A 26,515-nucleotide genomic window follows, 5' to 3' on the forward strand; every position below is an offset into this window, starting at 1 on the left:
CACATGTAATCGCCACATCTTTATTGTGTTCGTTTGCACTGTTTTATAAATGGCGATTTCATATCAATATGTTTTTATCCTAAAATTTTTGCGATAGTAGCGCCAATTTCTGCAGGAGAGTCTACAACGTTGATTCCGTTTTCTCTCATGATCTCCATTTTTGCCTGAGCAGTATCTTCATCACCACCAACGATAGCACCTGCGTGCCCCATTGTTCTTCCTTTTGGAGCAGTTTGACCTGCGATGAAACCTACAACCGGCTTAGTAGAACCACTTGCTTTGTACCATCTTGCAGCTTCAGCCTCAAGACCTCCACCAATTTCTCCGATCATTACAACCGCTTCAGTTTCCGGGTCGTTGATGAATAATTCTAAAGCTTCTCTTGTCGTAGTACCGATAATTGGGTCACCACCGATTCCGATAGCTGTAGAAATTCCGTAACCAGCTTTTACAACCTGATCAGCAGCTTCGTAAGTAAGAGTTCCAGATTTTGAAACGATACCTACTTTACCAGCTTTGAAAACGAAACCTGGCATAATACCAATTTTAGCCTCATCAGAAGTGATGATACCAGGACAGTTTGGCCCGATCAATCTGCAGTCTTTGTCAGCGATGTAAGCTTTTACTTTCACCATATCCGCCACAGGAATCCCTTCTGTAATACAAACGATTACTTTGATACCCGCTTCAGCAGCTTCCATGATTGCATCTGCAGCAAATGCAGGCGGTACAAAAATGATACTTACGTTTGCTCCTGCTTTTGCAACAGCATCAGCTACAGTGTTGAATACCGGCTTCCCTAAGTGCTCGCTACCTCCTTTCCCCGGAGTAACACCACCTACAACGTTGGTTCCGTATTCAATCATTTGGCCTGCGTGGAAAGTACCTTCGTTTCCTGTAAAACCTTGTACAATTACTTTAGAATCTTTGTTTACTAAAATTGACATTTTATTATAATTTATTGTTTAATTTACTGTTTGTTTGATTTTAATGACTCGTATTTTCTGATGATAGATTCCATAACAGCATTAATATTATTTTCTGCATGTCTCAGCGGACTGCTTTTGGACTCATCTATAAAAATGTTTATCTGTGGTTCATCAGAAAAAAATTCTTTGAGCTTTTTTTTGGGAATTCCTGTAAAGTAAGACAATCCTGTTCCTTTTTCTGTCTTTTTATTATACAGAAAATCTACCGCATTTTCACCACCTGTAGTTGATGAATAGTCTCTCCACCACTCCAGATTTTCGCCATTATACAATCTTTCCAAAAGAACTTTTTTGTCATCTGATTTATTAAAAAAAAATCTGTTTTTACCTGTATAATCTGTAAGTGTAAGTTCTTTCACGGTAGAAACCTCAATTTTAGATTTTGTCTTATTCTCATCTACCGTATTAATTTTTGTATTAAAACTTGTTACGTAAAGCAATGTAGGATCGAAAGCGTTGGTTTTCACCTTCATCTTTACCTGAAGTGTATCATTTTCCATCGTAATAATTCTTGCATCAAGTAATTTTTGAGCAAAAACAAACGACAGTGTAAAAATTAAGAATAGAGAAAAATATTTTTTCATTAAATCTATCTGATAACGCTCACAAATTTACTTATTTTTCTTTGATTTTAAATAAAACCGAGGCATTTGTTTATTCAAGATTTCTCATTTTCACCTCTTTTTTGAGGTAAGTTTTGTAATCTTCCGCAAACATGCCGATGTAAGTACCTTTTTTCAGGTCACGGTTGACTCCCGTTTTGCCTAAAAGTACGGAGCCACTTTCGATATTATTTCCTGAAGCAATACCAACCTGTCCCCATAAAGTTACCTCATCACCGATGATGCAGCATCCTGCAATACCTACCTGAGAAGCAATCAGACATCTCTTACCAATAACCGTATCGTGACCAATCTGAATTTGGTTGTCTAAAACTGAACCTTCGCCGATAATCGTGGAATCTGTAACGCCTCTGTCGATAGTACAGCCGTTTCCTATTTCAACATTGTTTTCAATTACAACATTTCCTACGGAGATTAAACGGTCAAAATTGCCGTTGAGTTTTCTGTAATAAAATGCATCGCCTCCCAAAACTGTGTTGGATTGAATGACAACATTATCACCAATCACCGTGCGGTCGCCGATGACAACATTTGGGAAAATCAAAGTGTTTTTTCCGATGGTAATGTTCTTTCCTAAAACTGCTGATGGATGAATTTTGGTGCCCTCGCCTATTTCAACATCGTGCAATGTTTCTGTGAAATTGTAAATTCGTGTGAAGTGGATATTGATTTTATTGAAATCCCCGAAAGGATCATCTGAAATTAATAACGCTTTTCCTTCCGGGCATTCTACCTCTTTATCAATTAAAATAATGGTGGCAGCAGAATTTAAAGCTTTGTCGTAATATTTTGGATGGTTGACGAAAACAATTTCACCGGATTTTACTCTGTGAATTTCGTTGGTACCAAAAACCTGAAAATCTTCTGAACCTACGAATTTTGCTCCGATAAGTTCGGCAATTGTTTTTAATTTTTGTGGCTGATGAAAGGTCATAATCTATTAGTAATAATCGATGAGTGATTTTTATGCAGTGGATCTTTTTAGTGTCTTACTGCGTAATAATTTGAATTTGAAAAGGTATTTATTTTGCCAAACTTTGCAGCCCGACCTGAGTGGAGCTCTTTTTGCTGCAGCGAAGCGGAGGCAAAAAAGCGGGAACGGAGGGCGGATAAAGCTGCCATAAAAAAATAAAAGCTGAAAGTTATAACGCTTTCAGCTTCAATATTTATGTGAAATTACTCTTTTACTCTTTCCAGGTAAGAACCGTCTTCTGTGCTTACTTTGATTTTGTCGCCAGCCTCGATGAACAATGGAACCATTACTCTTGCTCCTGTTTCTACGATTGCATTTTTCAAGGCGTTGGTTGCAGTGTTTCCTTTTACACCCGGATCTGCTTCTACTACTTCAAGGTAAACAGACTGAGGTAATTCTGCAGAAAGTGGAGTTTCGTCTGCCTCTTTCAAAATGATGGTTACTTCTTCACCTGCTTTCATCAGGTTTGAGTTTTCAATCATTTCTTTGTTTAAGTATAACTGAGAGAAATCATCGTTATTCATAAAGTGGAAACCATTCTCATCATCATAAAGATATTGGAACTTTCTTGTGATTACCTTTACCTCATCAATTTTGTGACCTGCAGAGAAAGTGTTATCTAAAACTTTTCCGTTGGTTACAGACTTCATTTTTGTTCTTACGAATGCAGGACCTTTACCTGGTTTTACGTGAAGAAATTCAATAATTTTGAAAATATCATTACTGAATTCGATGCAAAGACCTTTTCTGATATCGTTACTTGTTGCCATTATATTTTGTATGTAATTTTTTTATTTTGATCTATAAACCGGAACACTCAGCAGCGTTCTTCCAGCTCTGTCAACCGCATCAATTCTTGGTTTTGTAAATGTTCCTGCGGAAACCTGATCCACATACTGCCCATTGATAACCGTATTAAAATTGATTGTATTAACTAACAGCTGATTAAGATTTTTATTAATTTCTGATGAATTTTTAAAATCTGACTTTAAACCTGAAAAAGATTTCTTAGAATTTATGAGAATAGAATTTACATTGTTTACTGCAACCGAATCTTTTGTTGCCCAATCTGAGTTTCTTTTCTCCTGCCCAAAAGCAATTGCTGCAAAACCTGTAAAAATCAAGATTAAATTTTTCATCTTTTTAGATTTAAATTATTCTTTACTTGTTCCGTATCCTTTTACGATACCACCCGGAGAGTTTTTGATAAATTCTAAAATCTCATCTCTTTCAGCAGTCGGAAGCATTTCTTTTTCAATATGAATCAACGCCTGTGTAACATTCATTTTCATCTGAAAGATATATCTGTAAATTTTCTGAATTTCAAAGATTTTATCATTGGTAAATCCTCTTCTTCTTAAACCTACAGAATTAATTCCAGCGTAAGAAATCGGCTCTCTACCAACTTTGATATATGGTGGAACATCTTTTCTAATTAATGATCCTCCCGAAACCATTGTATGTTTACCAATTTTACCAAATTGCTGAATGGCAGAAAGACCACCCATCACACTAAAGTCGCCTATTTCGACATGACCTGCAATACCACATCCGTTGGCAATAATAACATTATTTCCAATGATACAATCGTGAGCGATGTGGGAAGTTGCCATGATAAGACAGTTATCTCCTACTTTGGTATATCCCAAGGCTTTAGTTCCTTTGTTTACAGTAACACACTCTCTCAAAGTAGTATTATCACCGATAATAGTCTGCGTATCTTCTCCGTCAAACTTTAAATCCTGCGGAATTGCAGAAATTACCGTTCCCGGGAAAATTTTACAGTTTTTTCCGATTCTTGCACCATCCATAATGGTTACATTAGATCCTACCCATGTACCTTCGCCAATTTCTACATCTGCAGCAATTGTGGTGAAAGGTTCTACCACTACATTTTTGCCAATTTTTGCACGTTTATCTACGGCCGCTAGTTGGTGAATCATTTAGTCAACTTTATTTTTAGCTACTTGAGCCATTAGTTCTGCTTCTACGGCTATTGTATCGCCAACGTATCCGTAACCCTGCATGTGCACGATACCTCTTCTGATTGGCGTGATCAATTCAATTTTAAAGACCAAAGTATCTCCAGGAATTACTTTTCTTTTGAATTTTACCTTATCTATTTTAATGAAATAAGTAGAATAATTTTCAGGATCCGGAACACTTGCCAAAACAAGAATTCCACCTGTCTGAGCCAAAGCTTCAACCTGTAAAACTCCCGGCATCACCGGTTCTTTAGGAAAATGCCCTACAAAAAACGGCTCATTGAATGTTACATTCTTTAAACCTACCACATGCGTATCAGAAAGTTCAAGAACTTTATCAATTAATAAAAACGGATATCTGTGAGGCATCAACCTCATAATTCCATTGATATCAAAAACCGGTGGTTTGTTTAAATCAAATTCCGGAACGTTTTTCTTCTTCTGAAGTTTCCACTGGCGGTTCAGTTTTTTTGCAAACTGCGTGTTGACGAAATGTCCCGGCTTGTTGGCAATTACTTTCCCTTTAATTTTCACTCCTGTCAAAGCTAGATCACCAATTACATCAAGTAATTTGTGTCTTGCAGCTTCGTTTGGATAATTTAAAGTTAAATTGTCAAGAATTCCGTTGGGTCTTATTGCAACGTGATCTTTACCAAAAGCTTTCTTTAATTTTTCTGTCGTTTCAGCAGTAAGATCTTTGTCTACATAAACGATAGCATTTGAAATATCACCACCTTTTATTAAACCATGATCCAGAAGCATTTCTAATTCGTGCAAAAAGCTGAATGTTCTTGCAGATGAAATTTCTTCTTTAAATTCTGAAATATTTTTAAGTGTAGCATTTTGAGTTCCTAAAACTTTAGTTCCAAAATCTACCATTGTCGTAATTTCGTATGTATCCGAAGGAATAATGGTAATTTCAGAACCCGTTGCAGGATCGCTGTAACTTAATACTTCCTTTACCACCAAATATTCTCTGGCTACAGCTTGTTCTACCACACCTACACTTTCGATAGCTTCCACAAAAAACTTCGAAGAACCATCTAAAATAGGTGGCTCAGAAGCATCCATCTCAAGAAAAGCATTATCGATATCGCAACCTACTAAGGCTGCTAAAAGATGCTCGCAAGTGTTGATTTTTACGCCTAACTTTTCAAGAGTAGTACCTCTTTCTGTAGCAACAACGTAGTTTACATCAGCTTCGACCTGAGGATGCCCCTCCAAATCTGTTCTTACGAAAATGAAACCTGTATTTTCTTTAGCAGGCTTGATGGTTAATTTTACTTCTCTACCAGTATGAAGGCCAATTCCAGAGAGAGTAACCTCTTCCTGAAGTGTTTTTTGCATATCACTCATTAGTATGATCTTTTGAGGAATTCTCAAGATTATTTATTCTTTTTGCCAATTCTGGCAATTTTCTGAAATGTACGTAGCTTCTTAAATAGTCGTTGTAAGCAATTGCAGGCGAACCATAAACGGTTTCCTTATCATTCACACTTGAGTTCACACCACTTTGTGCCTGAATTTTCACCTGACTTCCGATTTTTATATGACCAACGATTCCTACCTGACCGCCAATCTGATTCCAGTCACCAATCGTAGTTGATCCGGCAATCCCAGTTTGTGATGCGATGACATTATTGGCACCTATTTTTACGTTGTGTGCAATCTGGATGAGATTATCGATTTTTGTCCCTTTTCCAATAGTGGTTGAGCCAATTGTTGCTCTGTCTATACTGCAGTTGGAACCAATTTCTACATTATCTTCGATAATGACATTTCCTAACTGAGGAATTTTTTGAAAACCTTCAGGAGTCGGCTGGAAACCAAAACCGTCTCCCCCAATCACTGTATTGGAATGAATGATGCAATTATCACCAATAATACAGTAATCGTAGATTCTTGCACCACTGTCAATTTTACAGTTTTTGCCAATTTTCACACCTTTACCAATGTAAACCTGAGGATAAATCTGTGTACCTTCTCCTATTTTTGCTTTTTCTGAAACATAAGTGAAAGCACCAACGTAAACTTTATCGCCCAAAACAGCAGTTTCGTGTATAGAAGAACCGTCTTCGATGCCTTCTTTTCTGCCCTGCATTTCCTGATAAAGATTCATTAAAATCTGAAAAGAAAGGTAAGCATCCTTTACTGCTATTATCGTAGAATTATATTGATTTTTGCTGATAAGCGTCTCGGTGACAATAAGTACTGAGCACTTAGAACTATCTAAATGATGTGCAAAACGTTCTTGTGCTACAAAAGAAAGATGACCAGTCTCTCCGCTCTCAATGGGCGAAACACCAGTAATAAGTGCATTTTCGTCACCTATGATTTTTCCGTTGATAAAACTTGCAATTTGCGAAGCTGTAAATTCCATATTCTGCAAAGATAAGAATTTCTGTTATTCACAAACATAATTTGGATTTCCGATGTTAAATTTTAATAATATTTAAGATTTTAATCAGGAAATCTCACGTGGAAAAGTTAATATAAAACGCTGTGTTTTAGTAATTAACAAACCAGACAACAGCTGATCCTGCGATTGGTCTAAACGGATTTTTTTTCCGTTTTTCTGTAAAAGGTAGATAGGTTGCTTCTCACTGTCATAGGGCAGAAGTTTTCTTTTAATCTCGTGCACAAGAAGATCACCGTTGCTGATTCTGAAAAAATCGTTGGTAGTTTTTATTTTTTCGTTAGTAAATTGCGCATCAAATGGTTGAGAAGAAATAATGGTTTTAGGTAAATTTCTTTCTATTACACACTTGCAAAAATAGCTTAGTATATTATCGTCAGAATTTCTCCAGAGTTTCATTGCCTGAATAATATCATTATCGTCCAACTGCGTGAATCTGAAAATATCTTCATCCGTTGCCTCATTATTTTCACGATATAAAAAATACCTCAGATTCTCTGTTGCGGGAAGATCTACACCTTGAGAAACGAGAAATTTAGCCCTTTCAAGAATTTTCACCAAAAGAAATTCTGCCAACGCAGATGTTTTGTGATAATAAACCTGCCAATACATAAACATTCTTGCAGTAAGAAAGTTTTCTATTGAATAAATTCCTTTAGCATCGATTACCAATTCGCCTTCTTCACATACATTCATCATCGAAACAATTCTTTCGGCATTGATGTTTCCTTCAGAAACGCCTGTAAAAAAGCTGTCTCTTTTAAGATAATCCAGACGGTCAACATCCAGTTGCGAGCTAATTAACTGATTAAAAAACTTTCTGTGATATTGCCCCTGAAACATTTCCAGAGCAAGAGTTAATTCGCCGTTAAATTCATCATTTAATCGGTTCATTAATAATAAAGAAAGGTTTTCGTGATGCCAATCATCCATCAGCATACTTTCCAAGGCGTGTGAGAACGGTCCGTGACCAATATCGTGCATCAAAATCGCCAGCATCGCCGCTTTTTCTTCTTCAACGGATATAGAAATCCCTTTCTGTTTTAAAGTTTCCAGAGCAGTAAACATCAGATGCATCGCTCCAAGGGCATGATGAAATCTCGTGTGGGTTGCTCCAGGAAAGATCAGATTTAAAAGTCCGGTCTGCCCGATCCTTCTTAATCTCTGAAAATATGGATGTTCAATGACATCAAAAAGAATTTCGTGGGGGATTTTTATAAAACCGTGAACGGGATCGTTGATAATCTTGAGCTTGTTGATGTTCATTTAAAAGATGATTAATACTACAAAATTAGATAAATTTAGTTTAACAGATTTTTAATTTTAATTGGGAAATACTTTAGAAATTAAAAAGGACTTTTCGTAAATCTGCAAAAAATATTTTTCCACGTATCCAAAAATTTTGAAATAATAATTACATTGGTTTTGATTTCGGAAAAATTCATATAATACATTCTATATTTTAGAAAATAATGCACTAAATTTAGCTAATTATTATAAAATTTATATTAATAAACACATCTAAATCACAAATATTACGACTGATATATACTATTTAAGCCTATGAAAACAATTAAATATATTGCACTTCTGCTTGCAACAATACCATGTGACGCTCAAACGTTTAATTATCAAAGGGTATGGGGTACTTATTTGGGCGCTGTTGATAATGTAGTGTGCAGATTGTATGAAAATAAGGGTAATGTGGTTTTGGATGGTTACACTCAAGCTTCTGCTGCAGTACCATCCAACGCTTATTACAACCAATTCATTACACCTGGAGCACAAGGTTTTCAACCAAGTCTCAACACCAATCACAGAAATTATTATAGTTCAAAAATACAGTCTTCCACTTCGTCATTGCAGTTTTATGGCTATCAGAATAACGGAGTCATTCACCGGGATAGTAATGGTAACTATTTTAAAGTGGTAACCAGTGGAACACCTACTGCGGGGGCTTGGCTTTCATCAGGGGTAGAACCAGGAAGCCTTACTAATTATTTACTTGAAAAATACGATTCTAATGATAATTTACTATGGAGGACCTATACGCCACATATCAATAATCTGATTAATGACTATTACTATAATGACTACATTAAAACTGATAATGATGGTAACGTTTATCTATTGGGAAGAACAGAGTGGCAGACATTGGGAGATTCCGGAACAGCTTTTCCAACTTTCACCATTTTAAATACGCAAGGTATACCTAACAACTATATTATCAAGCTTAGCGCACAAGGGCAAAAGGTTTGGGCAACTTATATTCCGACAACTTTTTTATATCCAAAGATGTCTGTATATAACAATGATGTGTATGTACTCAGCCGTAATCAGAATGTCTACAATTCACCTTTGTTTGGCACGCCCGGTGCTTTTGATACTGTACCTTCAAATTCAAATATCGTTTTGAAATTCAACGGCAGCAATGGTACTAAAATCTGGGGAACTTATTATGGACCCGGAGGTAATTCAAATTGTTACGCACATACCATAATAGCTCAGGCAGACAGTGTATACCTAATGGGAAGAATTTTTTTCACAGCCTTGAGTACTGACACGAACTTTTATTTTGCTAGCCCAGGAGCCTACCAAAGCATTGAGAGTGGGGAAAACGATTTGTATCTTGCAAAGTTTGGTGTGCAGGGTGAAAGAATATGGGGAACTTACTATGGATCTCCCGATAAAGATTCTTATGACGGATATGAAACTACCTCAGTAGATGGCAGTATGGATGTGAAAAACGGCAAAATATTATTAACCCATGTACAAAACGGCACAACCAACATGTCTACTTCAGGTGCTTTTTCTACAAATAAACCGCAACAGAGTATTTCTGGATTCGATCCAGTTTTCACAATGTTTGACACTGATGGAAACAGACTTTTCACCTCATATTACGGAGGACTTCCCACCAACACAACCTTAAAACAGAGAATTTACGGCAAATTTTCAGACTCCGGTGATTCTTTTTATCTGTATGGCAGTACTATTTCACCAACCGGTTTTACAGAACCCAACGCTATCCAAAACAGTATTATCTATCCTTCATCTAATACAGGTTACTTTGTTGGTTTTCTGTCTAAATTCGCAAGCACAACGCTTAGTACAGAAGAAAGTGATAAAAAGCCCACTATACAACTCTTTGACAATCCAAACAAAGGTGAATTTTTTGTAAAAGGAAATATTTTCACCAAAGCACAATGCTATTTTAACATTTATGATATTTCGGGTAAAAAGATTTTAGATCAAAAGATGAATAGAGAGGAAACCCAACATTTTAATTTTAAAAACCAGATGACATCAGGAACTTACTTGTTGACAATAAAAAACGATAAAAATGAATCGCTGAAGACGTTTAAAATGATTGTAAAATAATATATAAAATCAAGTCAAACCACTTTATAAAATTAATACTGAGTAAAATATTGCAGGGATAATATTTATTTTTTTTTAAATATTCATCACTTAATCATGTAATCTAAACATTTTTTCTGTACCTATAATGCAATTTTTCAACATTGATTACGATAAAATGTAAATCACTTCTAAAATTGAATCCCATAATGGTTATTGAGCTAGGTTTACACTATAATTTTGCTAGAAAATAAACTAAAAAACACATTTTTACGTTCTACTTTTTTATAAGAATTTGTGATAACTTTATGCAATTCTTAAGGATGTTTTGGCGTAATTTTGGAACTGATACCACAGTTCAAAAACATTGAACTCTTAATTATAAACTTTGAATTTTATATATGTCAGATAAAATATTATGGATCGATGATGAAATAGATTTACTCAAACCTCATATCGTATTTTTAGAAAAAAAAGGTTATCATGTGACGCCTGTAAACAATGTGAATGAGGCTTTAGAACTGATGGATTCTGAGAAATTTGCTTTAACGCTGATTGACGAAAATATGCCGGGCATTTCCGGGCTGGAAGCGATTCCTATGATCAAACTGAAAGACAGCAGCCTGAAAATTGTGATGGTAACCAAAAGTGAGGAAGAGCACATCATGGAAGAAGCCATCGGATCTCAGATTGCCGATTATATTCTGAAACCTGTAAATCCTAACCAGATTTTACTTTCATTAAAGAAAAATCTTCAGGAAGACAACCTCGTAGAGCAAAAAACGATTTTACAGTATCAGCAGGAATTCAGAAATCTTTCGCTTGAACTTTCTTACCTGAGAACATATCAGGACTGGGCAGAATATTACAAGAAAATCGTGAATTGGGAACTGAAATTTGATAAAGTTGCAGACAATGAGTTTGCAGATCTTTTGCAATCTCAAAAAGAGGAAGCCAATATTCAGTTTGCTAAATTTATTGAAAACAATTACGAAGACTGGTTGACCGATACCGAAAAACCTATGATGAGCCATACTTTATTCAAAGAAAAAGTGAAGCCCGAGGTTGAGAAAGAAAAAGTACTTCTTCTGATGGTTGACAACCTGAGATACGATCAGTGGAAAGTAATTGAACCTTTGTTTACAAAATTCTACAACAAAGTTTCAGAGGAATATTACTACAGTATTTTACCGACGGCGACTCAGTATGCAAGAAATTCTTTTTTTGCGGGTTTAATGCCTTCTGAGATTGAAAAACGCTTTCCAGAAAAATGGTTTAACGACAATGAAGACGGTAATAAAAATGAATTTGAGAGAGATTTCCTTGAAGACCAGATGAAAAGAATCGGTTTGAGCTCAAAATCGATGAAATATCTGAAAATCCTGAATGCAGATTTCGAAAAGAAAATTTATGAAGATTTCAATCAGCATAAAAACAATGACCTTTTGGTAATTGTCTACAATTTTATCGACATCCTTTCTCATGCCAAGACCGACAATCACATTGTAGATCAGCTCATCAGAGATGATAAAACTTTCAGATCCTTAACCTATAACTGGTTTGAAAATTCTTCTTTAATTAAAATCATCAAGTTAGCTGCTGAAAACGGTTTCAAACTGGTCATCACTACCGACCACGGAACAGTTTATGTGAAAAAACCGAGCAGAGTTGTAGGCGACAGAGAAACTTCCACAAATATCAGATACAAAACAGGAAAGAGCTTAACGTATGAAAAAAGTGATGTCTGGGCAGTTACGAATCCGGAAAAATTATTTTTACCGAAAGGAAATTTAAGTTCTAAGTATATTTTCGCTAAAAACAACATTTTCTTAGCGTATCCAAAAAATTACAATCACTTTGTAAATTATTATAAGGAAACTTACCAACACGGAGGAATTTCTCTGGAGGAATGTATTATTCCGATCAGTATTCTTGAGCCGAAATAGCAGCTGGCTTTTGGCTGATTGCTTTTGGATTTAAGTATATTTAATATATTATTACGGGCGGAAAAAATCTTTGATTTTTTCCGCCCGTTTTTTTTGTATTTTCGTAAAACGAACATCAAATTCCAGTTAATATGAACGACTATCAAACTTTATTGCAGAAGCATAATATTCTTTCGGCGGTGCAGGAGCTTGTGCGCAAAGGAGAAGTTATTTCTGCTATTAAAACGGTAAAAGACTTTACAGGATTGGGTTTAAAAGAATCTAAAGAACTGGTTGATCAGCTTATAGAAAATAAGTTTAGAGAGACTGATAGCAGGTTAGAAAATAATTATTTGGAAGAAACTTCAGCGAAGAGCAACATCGAAGAGCAGGTTCGCCAACTTTTGCAGCAAAATAAAAAATTAAATGCTGTAAAACTTGTATATGAAACAACAGGAAGAAATTTGAAAGATTCTAAAGACTTTGTTGAAAGTATTGAAAGAAAAGAAACTAATTTTAATCCAAAACCAACAAATCATTTTGAAAGGAATGCTGTTAATCATCCAGTTGAGAATAAGCAAAGCACTTTATTTGTAGAAAGCAATTCTTCCGGCAAATGGATTTTATTTTTCGTCTTATTTTGTGTAATTATGCTGCTTCTATATTTTTTCTACTATAAAACTGATTATTAAAACCCATCAGCTATTTTTTTATTCATTATGAGATTAATTACATACAACGTCAACGGCATCAGAGCCGCTTTCACAAAAGATTTTTTAGGCTGGCTGAAAACTGCCGATCCAGACATCATCTGTATTCAGGAAAGCAAAGCGGGAAATGACCAGATTGATATTGAAAGTCTTGAGAAAATAGGCTACAAAAGCTTTTGGCATTCTGCACAACGAAAAGGTTATAGCGGAGTGGGAATCGCCTCTAAAATTAAACCAAAACACGTAGAATACGGTTGCGGAATTGAAAGTTATGATAACGAAGGAAGAGTAATAAGAGCAGATTTTGAAGACTTTTCTGTCATTTCAGTTTACGTTCCGTCGGCTTCCAATATTGAAAGGCTTGAATTTAAAATGCAGTTTTGTTATGACTTCCTGAGCTACATTAAAGAACTCCGCAAAACAATTCCTAACCTGATTATTTCGGGCGATTTTAATATTTGTCATCATGCGATTGATATTCATAATCCGGTGGGTTTAAAGAATACTTCAGGCTTTCTGCCGATGGAAAGAGAATGGATGACCGATTTCATCAATGAATGCGAACTGATCGACAGTTTCAGGCATTTCAACAGTGAACCGGATAATTACACCTGGTGGAGTTATCGACAAAACTCAAGAGCCAATAACAAAGGCTGGAGACTGGATTATAATTTTGCTTCCTACCCTATGAAAGACAAACTTTCGAGAGCGGTTATTTTAAAGGAAGCCGTGCATTCTGACCACTGTCCAGCGATGCTGGAATTCGAGATTTAAAGTTATTTGAAAATATTAAAGACATACTATTTCAGCAATAAAAAAAGCCAACTGCGATCAGTTGGCTTTACCATTTTTTATAAGTCTATTCTTCGACTTCTACAACTTCATATTCAATTGGAATTTTGCCGCTGGCAATATTTCCGATTTCGTCAAACGCGGCTTTAGAAAGGTCTAATGCTCTTGAAGAATGGTACGGACCTCTGTCGTTGATCTTTACTATTACTTCTTCTCCGTTGTTCAGATTGGTTACTTTTACCAAAGTTCCGAACGGAAGCGTTCTGTTGGCTGCGGTTAATTTGCTGTTATCAAATACTTCTCCGCTGGCTGTTTTTTTACCGTTAAATTTATCGTGGTAATACGACGCATAACTTGTTTTCTTGGCATCTGCAGTGTTTTCTGTAAAAGAATAAACACCGAGTGCAGAAATCATCATTATGATTACAAGAATAAATCTTTTCATCATTTTGAAATTTTTTGGGTTAATGACTTGGCAAAAGTATAGTGCAAAATAGTAGTGACCTATTTTTTTTGTTAACGACTGTTAATGAAAATCTAATAAAAAGTTAAATTCAGCCTAAAATCACGTTCTGATTCAATCGAGAGCACGTTTGTTAAATTGTGTTAAAAATTACACTTAAAAGTTAATTTAATTAACTAAACATTGTATATGAAACTATGATTTCATTTAAAAAACCACTATTAATCAGTGTTTTAAAAGTTTTAAGACAAAAAAAACCAATACTGAAATAGCATTGGTTTTGTATTAATAATCGAATTGTATTTTAAACTAATTCTCCATAAAGGTCAAATTCTTCAGCTGAAGTTATTTTAACATTGGCAAAATCTCCGATTGAAATATAGGTATCTTCAGCCGAAACCAAAACGGTATTATCAACATCCGGTGAGTCAAATTCTGTTCTTCCGACGAAGTAATTTCCTTCTTTTCTGTCAAAAACACATTTAAAAGTCATGCCTATTTTCTCCTGATTTTTCTCCCATGAAATCTGAGACTGCAGTTCCATAATTTCCTCTACTCTCGCCTCTTTTATTTCCTGCGGAACATTATCTTCCAAAACATAAGCTCCGGTATTTTCTTCGTGAGAATAGGTAAAACAGCCTAAGCGGTCGAACCTCTGCTCACGAACCCAGGATTTTAATTCCTGAAAAATTTCTTCAGTTTCTCCCGGATAACCTACGATTAAAGTAGTTCTGATCGCCATATCAGGCACTTTTTCCCTGAATTTACCTAACAACGCATTGGTTTTTTCATGGCTGGTTCCTCTTTTCATCGATTTCAAAAGCTCTGAATTGATGTGCTGCAAAGGAATATCAATATAATTACAAACCTTTGGTTCTTCTCTGATGATATCCAAAACATCCTCAGGGAAACCGCTTGGAAAAGCGTAGTGAAGTCTGATCCATTCGATTCCTTCCACTTTTACGAGCTCTTTTAAAAGTTCGCCCAAAGCTCTTTTTTTATAAATATCTAAACCGTAATACGTTAAATCCTGAGCGATAAGAATCAATTCTTTTGTTCCTTTTTTAGCCAGTTTTGCAGCTTCAAGTACCAGTTTTTCAATCGGTGTTGAAACGTGACCACCTCTCATTAAAGGAATTGCACAAAACGAACAGGGTCTGTCGCAACCTTCTGAAATTTTTAGATAAGCGTAATGTTTTGGAGTCGTGGTTAATCTTTCACCCACCAATTCATGCTTGTAATCAGCACCTAAATGCTTTAATAAAATCGGAAGATCTCTCGTTCCGAAATACTGATCAACATCCGGAATTTCTCTGATCAAATCCGGCTTATATCTTTCTGAAAGACAACCTGTAACAAAAACCTTCTCCACCTCACCACGGTTTTTCGCATCTACATATTCAAGAATTGTATTGATGGATTCTTCTTTGGCATTATCGATAAAACCACAGGTATTGATTACCACAATATCACCACGGTCTTCGTGCACCACTTCTTTTCCGTTTGCTTTTAGCTGACTCATCAGAACCTCCGAATCGTAAACATTTTTGGAGCATCCGAGAGTGACCACATTGATTTTTTTCTTACCTGTTGATTTTGTACGCATCTTTCTATTTTTCAGTGTGCAAAGATACAAAATTATAAAAAGCCTGAGCCATAAAAAGAAAACCACCTTAAAAAGATGGTTTTGAGTATTTTATTTTAAATATAGCCTGAATCTGATTTCACATCATTGAACACGAAGCTCACTAAGAAATTTAAAAATGATTTGCTTTAAGTTTCACAAAGCCGTTTCACTTATATTAAGCTGAGACATTTGAATACAATTAATCAATTCAGTTCCTAAAAATTCTTTTCGCTGAACAATGGTGCAGTTTTATCTTTTTCTGAAAGTACAGCTTCTTCAGAACTTATTTTCCAATCGATATTCAATTCCGGGTCATCAAATTTTACGGCTCCTTCAGATTCTTTATTATAGAAATTATCGCATTTATATGAGAAAACTGCAGTTTCGCTTAAAACTGAAAAGCCATGACCGAAACCTCTTGGAACGTACAGTTGCAGTTTATTTTCCGCTGTAAGCTCAATCCCGAACCATTTTCCGAATGTTGGAGAATCTTCTCTGAGATCTACTGCCACATCCCAAACTTTTCCTTCAAGACAAGAAACCAGTTTTGCCTGGGCATGTTCTCCTTTCTGTAAATGGAGACCTCTCAAGACACCGTAAGACGACTTTGAAATATTATCCTGCACAAAATGTCCGTTCATTCCCGTTTGCTCCTGAAATTTTGCTTCGTTGTATTTTTCAAAAAAATAACCGCGTTCATCTTCAAAAATTGTAGGTTCAATAATGTAGCAATCCTTAAGCGGAGTTTCTTTTATCTTCATTCTGTTTATTTTAATGGCTGTTTAAGGTAAAAACAACCTGTATGGTTTTAATAAGAATTAAAAAATCTAATTTTAAATTGTAATTTTTGATGTAGTAAAGATCGTATTCCAGTTTTTTAAGATTTTCTCTCGGCGTTGCTTTTGGTAAATGCACCTGTGCCCAACCGCTGATACCTGGTTTTACAAGATGTCTCAGGTCAAAATAAGCGTTGTCTTTTATAGACTCTGTAACAAACTTTGCTCTTTCCGGTCTTGGCCCGATTAGGCTCATGGAACCGTTGAGAACATTAAATATTTGCGGAAGCTCGTCGATTTTTGTTTTTCTGAGAAATTTTCCGACTTTTAAAAGACGATGATCATTTTTTGTAGTGAAAGTGCCGTCGTGAAGTTTCGTCATTGTTCTCAGTTTAAAAATTTTAAACGGAACAGAGTTTTTTCCTACACGCATCTGAGAAAAGAAAACATTACCGGGCGAAGTGAAAAAAATAAGCAGAGCACCAAAAGCAATAAGCGGCAGCGTGAAAGGCAAGAGAAGCAAACTCATTACGATATCAAAAACACGCTTAAAAAAAATATCTTCCTCATCCAGACCGATACTGAAAACATTGTCTGCAAGATATTCGTTGGAAGAGAATTTCACTAAAGGAATTCTTTTGCTTACAACTTCATAAAAATTTTGTGCATCGTAAATTTTCACTCCCTGTATTTTCAAATCGATGATTTCGTTGGTCACCTTTTCGGAAATATGATTAACGTTGGTGGTATCAATAATCACATTTTTTATTTTTAGTTTAACGATGTAATCTGAAATGCTTCTGGTCTCAACATTCGTATCAAAAAAAATTACCTTATTATTATTCAAAAAATCTGTTTCTTTCAAGATTTTGTAAGAAATATCGCTGACGTTTACAATAAGATATCTTTTAGGAAAGTTGGTTAACTTAGAAACTTTCATTTTTTACCTATAACAGAATACAATTCTCTATATTTATAATACATTATCTCAACATGGAAGTGTTCATCAAACAATTTCCTTGACTGATTTGCAAATTTGTCATAAATATTTTGATTATTCAGCATAAAAGTAATGGTTTTTTGTGTTTTGTGCAAATCATCATTACTTACAAGAATTCCGTTTCCGTTAATCAATTCAGAAATCCCTCCTACATCTGATGCAATAATTGGTTTTGAAAAACATATTGCCTCAATGAGTGATATGGGAAGTCCCTCATAATTAGAAAACAAGACGGCAACATCAGCATTTTTATAGTATCTGAAAGCTTCTTTCTTCTCGCCTAATAGAATTACATTATGCGGAATATTTTTTTCTATTTTTTTATTTCCGATCCACACGAAGAGTATATTTTGATCTAAAAACTGATTTGCCAATGCACAAAAAACATCAAATCTTTTGGGTGGAGCCAATCTTGAAATAGATAAGATAATTTTTGTATCAGCATTTTGCCTCAAATCTGCAAACAAATCTTCTTCAGAATTGAAATCTTGCTGGGCAAAATCTTTGATTCCGTTTTGGATGACGTACGTATTTTCTGTAATACCTTCTGCTTTCAGGTTTTCAAAATCATAATTGCTCACACTTACGATCGCTCTGCATTTTGATTTTAACATTTTCTCTAAAGGCAGAAACTTTCTATAACGAAGCCGAATCGAATCGAAACCGTGAATGGTATAAATAATTTTCGCTGACGGAAAAACCAATCTTCCTAAAATCCCGATTTTCGATGAATGAAGATGAATGACATCTGGCTTAAACTTTTTGTAAATTGAATAAAGTTCCTTTAAAACAGTAAGATCGGCTAAACCTAAGCAATGTTTTAAACTTTTGATTTTAATCTGATAAACTTTCTCATGAAGCATGTCCCACATTTCGCCATGTTCGGAAGACGCTACAAAAACCTCATCGCCATCCTGCACAGATCTTTCTGCGAGATTGATGACAACAGACTGTGCACCTCCAAGTTCGGCTAAAGTAATGACATGTAGAATTTTCATCTATAATTAAAGCAATTTGTCTTAACAATCTAAGTAAAATCTGAATAATGACAATCTGAAATTTTAACCTGATTTCTATTCTGAATCATAGAATGCTCCCTTCCAATAATATATAACAGAAAATAAACAAAGCTGGCAGCAAAATATTTAAGGCAAAATTTGATGTATGACACTTTGAAAATATTTTTTCTCAACATATAAAAAACTCCGGGGAAACCTTTAAAATATCTTTTGTAGTATTTGTTGCCAATCTCCCTGTAAAAAAACAGAGGCTCACCCATTGTTCTGAAAGTGCTGAAGTCTTTCGTTCGCAACCAAAGTTCTGCGTCTTCTACTCTCACAGCTTTTTCATCGTAGGGATTTTTTTTAAACCATTCTGACCTAGCCATTACTGTAGGATGCATTACTGGAAAAATTTCACCTAGAAAATTATTATCCCTGTCGAATCTTTTTCCCTGAACAATATTATTTTCATCTATAGAATAAAGGTTGGTAGACAAAATATCAATCTCCGGATGAGATTCTAAAACTTTAAGCTGTTTTTCTATTTTTTCCGGGTGCATGATATCATCACTATCCATTCTCAAAAGAAATTTTGTTTTTACGTTTTGAGAAATCATGTTAAGGCGTGAAGATAATTTACGGTTTTCTCCGTCAGCAAAAATTTTCACCCGGTTATCAGATAAAAATTTCTCACAGATTGCAACTGAAGAATCTGTAGAACCATCATCCACCAGCCACAATTCAAAATCCTGAAAAGTCTGAGAAAGTACGGAAAGAATTGCTTCTTCAAGATACTTTTCAGCATTGTATATTGGTATTGCAACGGTTACTTCTGCCATTATTTTGAACTGTAATAAATTGAAAAAGAAACAAAAATGAGGAAGAGAAACCCGAGTGTTCCCATGCTGAATTTTGCAGTTTTGTTAATACTGAAAAGCGGTGCCAGCAAAAACGGAATCGTGATCCAGGACATCATTCCCCAACGGTCTGAAAACGGAATCTGAAACATCAGAAAAAAGATGGAGCTCATTACCATGTAGTACTTGAGCAGTATCTCATAACTTTCGTTTTCGTAATGTAGTATTTTAGCATTAATAAAAGTAAAAACACCCAGAAACACAGTATTGAAAATTGCAAACTGTGTTTTGAAACCAATTTCATACCCGAGGCCATTCTCGTTGTTAATATAAAAATCCGCTCTTCTGCTGTCAACCAAAAAGAAATAACTGAGTAGAGAACCAAATGACAAAACACTTCCCCCCACAGCAGAGATAATCAGAATTAAAAAATATAAAGCATAAAAATACATGATTTTAAGCTTTTTAAAAATAATTACCACACCAAAAATTAACAGAACAATAATGGTTGTGATATGAAAGCCAACCCCTAAAAATAAAGGAATCAGCCAGTATTTGAACTTTGAGGGTTCTTTAAAATAGAGACTTACTGCCAAAAGAAAAAACGCCAGCGAAACACCCTGACGCACAATATTAATCCCTAATTGCTCAAAAAAATAAAAACTGACAAAACTGAATGAAACCAAAAATATATTGAGGTCTATTCTCTTTGACAGTACAACTATTGACGAAAATATCAAACCTGTAAACAGTAAGCTCAGTACCAATAGGAAAATATGGTAATTATCTGTAAACTGGCTCACCAGCACAATGAGAAAATCAAAAACAAACTGAAATCCAAAATCTAATCTGTCGTGATATTCAAACTGAACACGTACAATATCCGTGTCTGTACCTACATCTAAATCTCTGAGACCAAAAAGTAAGGAAACTATCAAAAACAACGTCAGCGCCAGCACGGTTGAAATCGAATTGTAGTATTTCTTTTTAATATCAACATACATGGAAAAGATAATTGCCACAACAGCAAAAACTACGTAAATGACGTAAAATTTCAGTTTAAACTCCTCCATCAGATTTTATAATCAAATCTTTACGATTGTCTGAACCATGATTTTATCTTTCCGAAAAAACCTGCGTCGATATCTTGATTATACCCATAACCTTTCTGATTTCCATATCCGAAATTCTGGGCTTTCACATCATTCAGGACAATGTTTACTTTGTTCAGTTTCTTTTCTGAAGCTGTATGGTCAGCATATTCGATATAGCTTTTTTCGGTTTTTTCTGAACGCATAATGTACAGCGTCATATCTGCAAGTTTTGCAATAACATAAGTATCTGTAACCGGCATCAATGGGGCAGAATCAATGATAATATAATCGTACAGTTCTTTTGCTTTTTCAAGCAGAACTTTATAACGGCCGTTGTCTAAAAGTTCCACAGGGTTTGGTGGAATAATCCCCGAATAAATAAAATCACAATGCTCGTTCAGTTGACTCGGATGGATAATATCCCGGATATCAGAGACAGTTCCGTAAAGGAATTCCGTAAGACCTTTGGCAGATTTCATCTCAGGTCTGTATCTCTGCAACTGCGGATTTCTGATATCTGAACCAATCAGCAAAACGCTTCTCCCTTTTTTAGCTAAACTTAAAGCCAAATTCATAGAAACCAAAGTTTTTCCCTCTCCTTTTACACTTGAAGTAATTAAGATAACATGATTTTTCTGATCCAAAGGCAACTGAAGATTGACGTTGGTAGCTAAAATTCTGAAAGACTCAGCCAAAGCCGAAACATCATTCTGCTGAATAAGATTATTCTTCTGAGATTTAAGATGCGGAATTTCTGCCACCACCGGAATTGAGGTGTGTTTTTCAACACTTTTCTTGTCAGAAATTCTTGTATTAAAGAAAAGTCTCAGAAAAATAATTAAAAACGGAATACCGAAACCTAAAAATAACGCCGCACCCAACGAAATCATTTTTTTTGGTGCAACAGGTTTCTTCTTTTTGTAAGCTACGTCTAAAACTCTTGCTTTATTAGAAGACATTGCAAGCATAATTGCCGTTTCTTCTCGCTTTTTCAGCAAAACAAGGTAAAGTTCTTCTTTAATCTGCTGTTGTCTTTCTATATTTCTGAAAAGACGCTCCTGAGCAGGCACTTTCCTCATTCCTATGTTCGATTTGCCTTCCAAAGATGAAATACTGTTAATCATCGATTGGATGCTTGATCTGTTTTTGTCCAGACTCTCTTTGATGGCGGTTCTCTGCTTACGGATTTCATCGTTCAGCGTTTTCACCATCGGATGTTCTGAGGTGGAGTTTTCCAAAAGTCTGTTTCGCTGGATAACCAATTGATTATATGCAGCAATATTACTTGAAGATTCAGATTCTTTATCGCTTCCTAACTGGTTGGTCGGAAGAATTTCGTTGAATCCTTTGTTGTTAATGTAGCCGGAGTACATGTTATTGATTTCCAACTGAGTGTAGAGTTCCAGTTTTTTCTTTTCAGCTTCCGCACTGGTCTCCAATTCTATACCGGCCTGCGCGCGAATATCAACAAGATCATTGGCTGTTTTAAAATCCTGTTTTTGTTTCTCGACATCTCCTAATTCTCTTGAGATAAGCGCAACACGGTCATCAATAAATTGCTTGGTTTTTTCAGATTCTGTATTTTTTTCATCTATCGCTTCAAGGTTGTACTGTACAACCAAAGTATTAAGAAGATCTTTTGCTTTTGCAATATTGGGATGATTTACAGAAAGATCAATTACCGTTGCGTCTTTATTGCTCAGTTTTACTTTTACCAGCTCCTGCAGTTCATCTATCAAACTGATTTTATCTGTATAAGTAAAAAATAATTGATTGACATTGAGTTTTTTAACTAAAATGGGATTGAATGTCTCATTTTTCAGAAACATAATATTGGCGAAAGGAAGACTTACCGTTTTGTTAAACTGTGTTTTTAAAGGAGATGAAAATTCCTCTGAATTAAGCGTAATTTCATTTCCTTTGATGCTGATATCAATTCTCTTCTTTGGAAGTTCACCGAAAGGCTTTTCATTAATCACCTGAATTTTGATTGGTGATTCTGCTTTGTACAATTCTACGTTGTGAAAATCACCTTCCACATAAATAGGACAGTGCAAAGGCAATTCGTCTACCAGTTGACTGAGCAGTTTTTTGGAAGCCAAAACTTCCATTTCATTTTCTACCGTATTTGAGTTGAAACCTGTAAGACCAGCCAAACCTTCCATTCCGGGAATTGCGTCTGCCGGATTACCTGATTTTTTAGCGTCTTTAATTAAAATTTTGGTAACAACTTCATATACAGGAGCCGTAGTTTTTATATAAAACAAAGCCAGCAAAATCATCAGCAAGATACTGATGGCAAACCAATACCATTTTCTTTTATAAGGTTTTATAATTTCCTGTAGAGAGTCTTCTTTATTAAATTCAGTCTTCAAATTTTCCTCATTTATTTTAGGTCAACGAATATAGATATTTTGAGAGGAATATAAAAACAGATGGCTCATCAAATAATGAATTATTGCAAAAAACACATTTATTATCAATACTTTAATAAAATATCCGCAAATGAACTGAGTAAAAATTTTATTTTTGTCTATACAGATTCCGAATAGGAAACTTTGAACTGTCAAACTAAATTTAAAGTAACCATCTTTCTGAAATATTTATCTGCTGAAAACAGTTTTTCTAAATATTAAAATCATCATGAGAAAACTTAGAAAATAGGTAATAAAAAATGCAATGGAACTACCCTCCAATCCAATTTTACGAATGAGTATTAAACTTAAAATCACGTAAGATGAATCGAATAAGACTTCTGTAATGATGTAAGCTTTGGTCATCACCTTAGAAATCATCAGATAAGAAAATACCAAAGAAAGCACCTTGAAAAAATCTCCTGCCAGCTGCCAGAAGAAAAGACTTTCCATAGCTGAAAAATCTTTGGTATAAAGTATTTCTATGATGTAGAATCTTGTAAAATAAATTCCTGCACACATTGCCAAAAATAACGGAGCCAGAAATTTCAATCCATCCAAAATTTCTATTCTGACTTCATTTTTACCATTTAAAGAAGATAATTTTGGCAGAAAATAGGTTCCTAAAGTTATATTAATCATCAGAAGATAACCGTCTGAAATCCTGATCAATCCCTGCCAGATTCCTGCGCTGTTGAGATCAATTTCTTTGGTGATAAAATTCCTGATGATGATCTGAGCCAGAGGCATTGCTGAAGAACTCACCACTGCCATTACTGTAAAATGACTGAGGTTTTTTATGGTTTTAAAATCAGGTTTAAAAATCGATGGACTGATGTTTTTAAAAATCCTCTTCCAAATCAAAAGTACCGCAACAAAAAACACCACAAACTGCGTGATGACCAAAGCATACAAAGCCCCTGAAATGTTGTAATAATAAATAAGTACAATCGTGAGAAGCAGGGTAATTACACTGCTTATTCCATTGATAACTGTATATTTTTTAATGTAGCCCAACCCATTCAGGAAGGCTAAAAGAATCGTGTTCAGAGAATAAAAAATCACTCCTCCTCCTAGAAGATAAATCACCGAAATATATTCTGTGCTGTGAAAAATACTTCTGCTCCAGTGCTGAGCGAAAATAACAAGCCCTAAAAAAACCAGTGCCGAACAAACCAATGATACAAAAACAGATGTATCATACAAAATTTTAGATTTCCTTCTGTCATTTTTAAATTCAGCGGTATATTTTACAATTCCTGAAGTGACAGATCCGTTGGCGAGGCTCAGTACAACAGCCATAAAGTTCGTGAGTGATCCAACCAGAGCAACACCCGCAGGTCCCGAAAAAGAGGAAATTACTTTCGTTGCAACAAATCCTGCCGAAATTTTTACAAATGCCGTGATGCCCGAAAAAACCGTTGTACTCAGAAGTTTCATAAGTGTTTTTCGGATTTTAGATTTAAAATAACTCCGAAAGCTTTTAAAATCAGCCTGACATCGTTTTTTAAAGAAAGATTTCTGTAATATTCCAGATTCATTTTCACTTTATCCGGAAAAAGAACCTCATTATTATATTTCAGTGGGTTTTTCTGCTGAGATAGAATTTTGTCTTCGTGTCTGTATTTAAATCCTGCTTCACTGATGAGTCCGGGTTTTAGGTTTAAAACCTCACGGTCATCGCCTTCCAGTTCATCGTAATAGCCTTTGATATCTGGTCTTGGTCCAATGAAAGACATTTCGCCTTTTAAAATATTAAACAATTGGGGAAGTTCATCAAGCTTGGTTTTCCGCATCCATTTTCCGAAAGAAGATTTCTGATGAGTGGCAGAATGATAAGTTTTAAATTTAAAAACCGTAAACATTTTTCCGAATCTCCCTACCCTTTCCTGAGTAAAAATCCCGGGAAAACCGGTATCTGCAGACGCCAGAATAAAAAGTACGAAAAAAAGCGGAAGAAAAATTACTGCGGCCACGAAAGAGATTCCGTAATCCATCACCGACTTCCAGACCGGATATTTTTTCACAAAGATGTTCTTATCGGGCAAAGATAACAAATTCTCTTTTAGCTAAAATTATCCTGTCGCAAAGACGCTTCGTTAAGCTAATAACAGCAGAAGCCATTATTGATGAAAGCACTTTACGAACAGAAAATATGAAGTTATATCTTATTTGGAGCCAACCTTGTCAAGGTTTAGCAGGCATTTTTTTTATAACTGTTTAATTTTTTTATGTGATTTACAGATTGTCTTAAAAGAGTATACAAAGGGTACCTCGAGGGTATCTCGATACTATAACAAAAATTCACTCAAAAAGTAAAAAAATTTACTACTGTTTAATTTTTTAAATGCAATCAAGTCATCCTTTATCCGTCATGGTTTGTCACTGCAAAAAATTAATCTTGATTAGTTTTTTACAATCGTATTTTGCTTGCTTAAGAAATTTTCAATACTTTAGCCTTATGAAAATAACTGCACAAAACTATTATTATCCATCTGAAAAGGTTTTCGGATAAGGATTTTGTGCTTCAAAATAAGTAAAAACCCCGTCCGAAAAGACGGGGTTTTTCGTTTTTAAAATAAATAAATTATGAAAATCAGCATTATAGGCGTAGGATTGATTGGAGGATCGATTGCTTTAAAATTAAAACAGAAAAACATTTCCGATTTCATCTACGGAATCGACAATAATATTGAGAATCTTGAAGATGCTTTACAATTAAACATCATCAACGAAAAAGCAGATTTCAAAACCGGAATTGAGGCTGCTGATCTCATCATCATTGCCGTTCCTGTAGATTCAGCGATCAAAATTCTGCCTCAGGTTTTAGATTTAATTTCAGATCATCAGACGGTTATGGATGTGGGTTCCACGAAATCAGGAATTGTAAAATCGGCCGAAGATCATCCTAAGAGATCACGGTTTGTAGCATTTCACCCGATGTGGGGAACGGAAAATCACGGGCCGAAATCTGCGCTCGCCGAAAGTTTTGCAGGTAAAGCCGGTGTCATCTGCGACGGTGAAAAATCCGCAAAAGATGCTTTGGAACTGGTGGAAAACGTCGTCCAAAATCTCGATATGCACATTGTTCAGATGTCTGCAGAAGATCACGACATTCACACGGCTTACATTTCACACATGTCTCACATCACTTCCTACGCGCTGGCTAATACGGTTTTAGAAAAGGAAAAAGAAGAAGAAACGATTTTTCAACTGGCGAGTTCGGGGTTTTCGAGCACGGTTCGTCTGGCAAAATCCCATCCAGAAATGTGGGTTCCTATTTTTAAACAAAACAAAGAAAACGTTTTGGATGCTTTGAATGAGCACATAACTCAGCTCAGAAAATTCAAATCTGCTTTGGAGAAAGACAATTTTGAATACCTGGAAGAATTGATTACAAATGCCAATAAAATCCGTGGAATTTTAAAATAAACAATATATCACATACGCCTAAGCTTCCATTACTTGGAAGTTTTTTTTTATTCCTAAATGCAAACCATTTTTTAACTT

24 protein-coding genes are annotated in these 26,515 nt (G+C 35.2%); 5 read left to right on the forward strand and 19 right to left on the reverse strand.

The genetic code is table 11. The annotated features are described in order from the left end of the window. Positions 1-74: 74 nt before the first annotated feature. The 9 genes from sucD to AC2A1G_RS11845 all read right to left on the reverse strand — a co-directional run bounded on the left by sucD (position 75) and on the right by AC2A1G_RS11845 (position 8,252). The gene (sucD, locus tag AC2A1G_RS11805) at positions 75-947 is read right to left on the reverse strand and encodes a succinate--CoA ligase subunit alpha (protein WP_484047114.1); all 873 of its coding nucleotides are present in this window, start codon (positions 945-947) and stop codon (positions 75-77) included. 23 nt (positions 948-970) lie between these two features. Continuing rightward, positions 971-1,573, reverse strand: coding sequence for a hypothetical protein (locus AC2A1G_RS11810; protein WP_484047115.1), 603 nt, complete (start codon positions 1,571-1,573; stop codon positions 971-973). Positions 1,574-1,643: 70 nt separating this feature from the next. After that, complete coding sequence (locus AC2A1G_RS11815; protein ID WP_484047116.1) at positions 1,644-2,546, reverse strand: LpxD N-terminal domain-containing protein; 903 nt, start codon at positions 2,544-2,546, stop codon at positions 1,644-1,646. Positions 2,547-2,788: 242 nt separating this feature from the next. Further along, the gene (efp, locus tag AC2A1G_RS11820; protein WP_056035970.1) at positions 2,789-3,355 is read right to left on the reverse strand and encodes an elongation factor P; all 567 of its coding nucleotides are present in this window, start codon (positions 3,353-3,355) and stop codon (positions 2,789-2,791) included. 21 nt (positions 3,356-3,376) lie between these two features. Further along, positions 3,377-3,724, reverse strand: a complete 348-nt coding sequence (locus AC2A1G_RS11825) for a hypothetical protein (RefSeq protein WP_484047117.1) — start codon at positions 3,722-3,724, stop codon at positions 3,377-3,379. A 15-nt stretch (positions 3,725-3,739) separates the two neighbouring features. Further along, positions 3,740-4,528, reverse strand: coding sequence for an acyl-ACP--UDP-N-acetylglucosamine O-acyltransferase (lpxA, locus tag AC2A1G_RS11830; RefSeq protein ID WP_484047118.1), 789 nt, complete (start codon positions 4,526-4,528; stop codon positions 3,740-3,742). Then, positions 4,529-5,926, reverse strand: a complete 1,398-nt coding sequence (locus tag AC2A1G_RS11835) for a bifunctional UDP-3-O-[3-hydroxymyristoyl] N-acetylglucosamine deacetylase/3-hydroxyacyl-ACP dehydratase (RefSeq protein ID WP_484047119.1) — start codon at positions 5,924-5,926, stop codon at positions 4,529-4,531. Beyond that, positions 5,919-6,950, reverse strand: coding sequence for a UDP-3-O-(3-hydroxymyristoyl)glucosamine N-acyltransferase (lpxD, locus tag AC2A1G_RS11840; RefSeq protein WP_484047120.1), 1,032 nt, complete (start codon positions 6,948-6,950; stop codon positions 5,919-5,921). Before lpxD ends, AC2A1G_RS11835 begins: the two co-directional genes overlap by 8 nt. 84 nt (positions 6,951-7,034) lie before the next feature. Further along, complete coding sequence (locus AC2A1G_RS11845; RefSeq protein ID WP_484047121.1) at positions 7,035-8,252, reverse strand: HD domain-containing protein; 1,218 nt, start codon at positions 8,250-8,252, stop codon at positions 7,035-7,037. A gap of 297 nt (positions 8,253-8,549) precedes the next feature. On the opposite strand from AC2A1G_RS11845, the gene AC2A1G_RS11850 reads away from it, so the two are divergent. From AC2A1G_RS11850 to AC2A1G_RS11865, 4 genes are all read left to right on the forward strand, one after another. Further along, entirely contained in the window at positions 8,550-10,367 is a 1,818-nt protein-coding gene (locus tag AC2A1G_RS11850; RefSeq protein ID WP_484047122.1) for a T9SS type A sorting domain-containing protein, read from the forward strand. Positions 10,368-10,747: 380 nt separating this feature from the next. Beyond that, positions 10,748-12,292: a T9SS response regulator signal transducer PorX gene (gene porX, locus AC2A1G_RS11855; RefSeq protein ID WP_484047123.1), complete on the forward strand. Its 1,545-nt coding sequence runs from the start codon at positions 10,748-10,750 to the stop codon at positions 12,290-12,292. A 131-nt stretch (positions 12,293-12,423) separates the two neighbouring features. Next, positions 12,424-12,963: a ribosomal protein L7/L12 gene (locus tag AC2A1G_RS11860; protein WP_484047124.1), complete on the forward strand. Its 540-nt coding sequence runs from the start codon at positions 12,424-12,426 to the stop codon at positions 12,961-12,963. A gap of 27 nt (positions 12,964-12,990) precedes the next feature. Beyond that, a complete protein-coding gene (locus AC2A1G_RS11865) occupies positions 12,991-13,755 on the forward strand; it encodes an exodeoxyribonuclease III (protein WP_484047125.1) in 765 nt (254 codons plus the stop codon). Positions 13,756-13,840: 85 nt separating this feature from the next. Here AC2A1G_RS11865 and AC2A1G_RS11870 read toward each other — a convergent pair whose 3' ends face one another. The 10 genes from AC2A1G_RS11870 to AC2A1G_RS11915 form a co-directional block, all read right to left on the reverse strand. Then, positions 13,841-14,221, reverse strand: a complete 381-nt coding sequence (locus tag AC2A1G_RS11870; protein ID WP_484047126.1) for a septal ring lytic transglycosylase RlpA family protein — start codon at positions 14,219-14,221, stop codon at positions 13,841-13,843. A 319-nt stretch (positions 14,222-14,540) separates the two neighbouring features. After that, a complete protein-coding gene (gene rimO, locus AC2A1G_RS11875; RefSeq protein ID WP_484047127.1) occupies positions 14,541-15,842 on the reverse strand; it encodes a 30S ribosomal protein S12 methylthiotransferase RimO in 1,302 nt (433 codons plus the stop codon). A 236-nt stretch (positions 15,843-16,078) separates the two neighbouring features. Then, entirely contained in the window at positions 16,079-16,624 is a 546-nt protein-coding gene (gene rfbC / locus AC2A1G_RS11880) for a dTDP-4-dehydrorhamnose 3,5-epimerase (protein WP_484047128.1), read from the reverse strand. A gap of 10 nt (positions 16,625-16,634) precedes the next feature. After that, on the reverse strand, positions 16,635-17,579 hold the full coding sequence (locus tag AC2A1G_RS11885; protein ID WP_484047129.1) for a sugar transferase: 945 nt from the start codon (positions 17,577-17,579) through the stop codon (positions 16,635-16,637). After that, positions 17,576-18,637, reverse strand: a complete 1,062-nt coding sequence (locus AC2A1G_RS11890; protein WP_484047130.1) for a glycosyltransferase — start codon at positions 18,635-18,637, stop codon at positions 17,576-17,578. Before AC2A1G_RS11890 ends, AC2A1G_RS11885 begins: the two co-directional genes overlap by 4 nt. 29 nt (positions 18,638-18,666) lie before the next feature. Next, positions 18,667-19,479 carry a glycosyltransferase family 2 protein gene (locus AC2A1G_RS11895; RefSeq protein WP_484047131.1) on the reverse strand — a complete coding sequence of 271 codons (813 nt, stop codon included), beginning with the start codon at positions 19,477-19,479 and terminating at the stop codon, positions 18,667-18,669. Further along, positions 19,479-20,570 carry an EpsG family protein gene (locus tag AC2A1G_RS11900; RefSeq protein WP_484047132.1) on the reverse strand — a complete coding sequence of 364 codons (1,092 nt, stop codon included), beginning with the start codon at positions 20,568-20,570 and terminating at the stop codon, positions 19,479-19,481. Before AC2A1G_RS11900 ends, AC2A1G_RS11895 begins: the two co-directional genes overlap by 1 nt. A 20-nt stretch (positions 20,571-20,590) precedes the next feature. Beyond that, positions 20,591-22,966 (reverse strand): GumC family protein, encoded by a 2,376-nt coding sequence (locus tag AC2A1G_RS11905; RefSeq protein WP_484047133.1) that lies wholly within the window; start codon positions 22,964-22,966, stop codon positions 20,591-20,593. Between the two features lie 228 nt (positions 22,967-23,194). After that, positions 23,195-24,445 (reverse strand): O-antigen translocase, encoded by a 1,251-nt coding sequence (locus AC2A1G_RS11910; protein ID WP_484047134.1) that lies wholly within the window; start codon positions 24,443-24,445, stop codon positions 23,195-23,197. Further along, entirely contained in the window at positions 24,442-25,032 is a 591-nt protein-coding gene (locus tag AC2A1G_RS11915) for a sugar transferase (RefSeq protein WP_484047135.1), read from the reverse strand. The genes AC2A1G_RS11910 and AC2A1G_RS11915 overlap by 4 nt, the downstream gene beginning before the upstream one ends. Positions 25,033-25,594: 562 nt before the next feature. On the opposite strand from AC2A1G_RS11915, the gene AC2A1G_RS11920 reads away from it, so the two are divergent. Continuing rightward, positions 25,595-26,437, forward strand: a complete 843-nt coding sequence (locus AC2A1G_RS11920) for a prephenate dehydrogenase (protein WP_484047136.1) — start codon at positions 25,595-25,597, stop codon at positions 26,435-26,437. The last annotated feature ends 78 nt before the right edge of the window (positions 26,438-26,515 follow it).

Source organism: Chryseobacterium sp. HNCC26DJ240 (genome assembly GCF_057180485.1).

Bases quoted from the DNA above. Each gene is read 5' to 3' on its own strand.
- sucD (WP_484047114.1), bottom strand. From the start codon at position 947: ATGTCAATTTTAGTAAACAAAGATTCTAAAGTAATTGTACAAGGTTTT.
- AC2A1G_RS11810 (WP_484047115.1), bottom strand. From the start codon at position 1,573: ATGAAAAAATATTTTTCTCTATTCTTAATTTTTACACTGTCGTTTGTT.
- AC2A1G_RS11815 (WP_484047116.1), bottom strand. From the start codon at position 2,546: ATGACCTTTCATCAGCCACAAAAATTAAAAACAATTGCCGAACTTATC.
- efp (WP_056035970.1), bottom strand. From the start codon at position 3,355: ATGGCAACAAGTAACGATATCAGAAAAGGTCTTTGCATCGAATTCAGT.
- AC2A1G_RS11825 (WP_484047117.1), bottom strand. From the start codon at position 3,724: ATGAAAAATTTAATCTTGATTTTTACAGGTTTTGCAGCAATTGCTTTT.
- lpxA (WP_484047118.1), bottom strand. From the start codon at position 4,528: ATGATTCACCAACTAGCGGCCGTAGATAAACGTGCAAAAATTGGCAAA.
- AC2A1G_RS11835 (WP_484047119.1), bottom strand. From the start codon at position 5,926: ATGAGTGATATGCAAAAAACACTTCAGGAAGAGGTTACTCTCTCTGGA.
- lpxD (WP_484047120.1), bottom strand. From the start codon at position 6,950: ATGGAATTTACAGCTTCGCAAATTGCAAGTTTTATCAACGGAAAAATC.
- AC2A1G_RS11845 (WP_484047121.1), bottom strand. From the start codon at position 8,252: ATGAACATCAACAAGCTCAAGATTATCAACGATCCCGTTCACGGTTTT.
- AC2A1G_RS11850 (WP_484047122.1), top strand. From the start codon at position 8,550: ATGAAAACAATTAAATATATTGCACTTCTGCTTGCAACAATACCATGT.
- porX (WP_484047123.1), top strand. From the start codon at position 10,748: ATGTCAGATAAAATATTATGGATCGATGATGAAATAGATTTACTCAAA.
- AC2A1G_RS11860 (WP_484047124.1), top strand. From the start codon at position 12,424: ATGAACGACTATCAAACTTTATTGCAGAAGCATAATATTCTTTCGGCG.
- AC2A1G_RS11865 (WP_484047125.1), top strand. From the start codon at position 12,991: ATGAGATTAATTACATACAACGTCAACGGCATCAGAGCCGCTTTCACA.
- AC2A1G_RS11870 (WP_484047126.1), bottom strand. From the start codon at position 14,221: ATGATGAAAAGATTTATTCTTGTAATCATAATGATGATTTCTGCACTC.
- rimO (WP_484047127.1), bottom strand. From the start codon at position 15,842: ATGCGTACAAAATCAACAGGTAAGAAAAAAATCAATGTGGTCACTCTC.
- rfbC (WP_484047128.1), bottom strand. From the start codon at position 16,624: ATGAAGATAAAAGAAACTCCGCTTAAGGATTGCTACATTATTGAACCT.
- AC2A1G_RS11885 (WP_484047129.1), bottom strand. From the start codon at position 17,579: ATGAAAGTTTCTAAGTTAACCAACTTTCCTAAAAGATATCTTATTGTA.
- AC2A1G_RS11890 (WP_484047130.1), bottom strand. From the start codon at position 18,637: ATGAAAATTCTACATGTCATTACTTTAGCCGAACTTGGAGGTGCACAG.
- AC2A1G_RS11895 (WP_484047131.1), bottom strand. From the start codon at position 19,479: ATGGCAGAAGTAACCGTTGCAATACCAATATACAATGCTGAAAAGTAT.
- AC2A1G_RS11900 (WP_484047132.1), bottom strand. From the start codon at position 20,570: ATGGAGGAGTTTAAACTGAAATTTTACGTCATTTACGTAGTTTTTGCT.
- AC2A1G_RS11910 (WP_484047134.1), bottom strand. From the start codon at position 24,445: ATGAAACTTCTGAGTACAACGGTTTTTTCGGGCATCACGGCATTTGTA.
- AC2A1G_RS11920 (WP_484047136.1), top strand. From the start codon at position 25,595: ATGAAAATCAGCATTATAGGCGTAGGATTGATTGGAGGATCGATTGCT.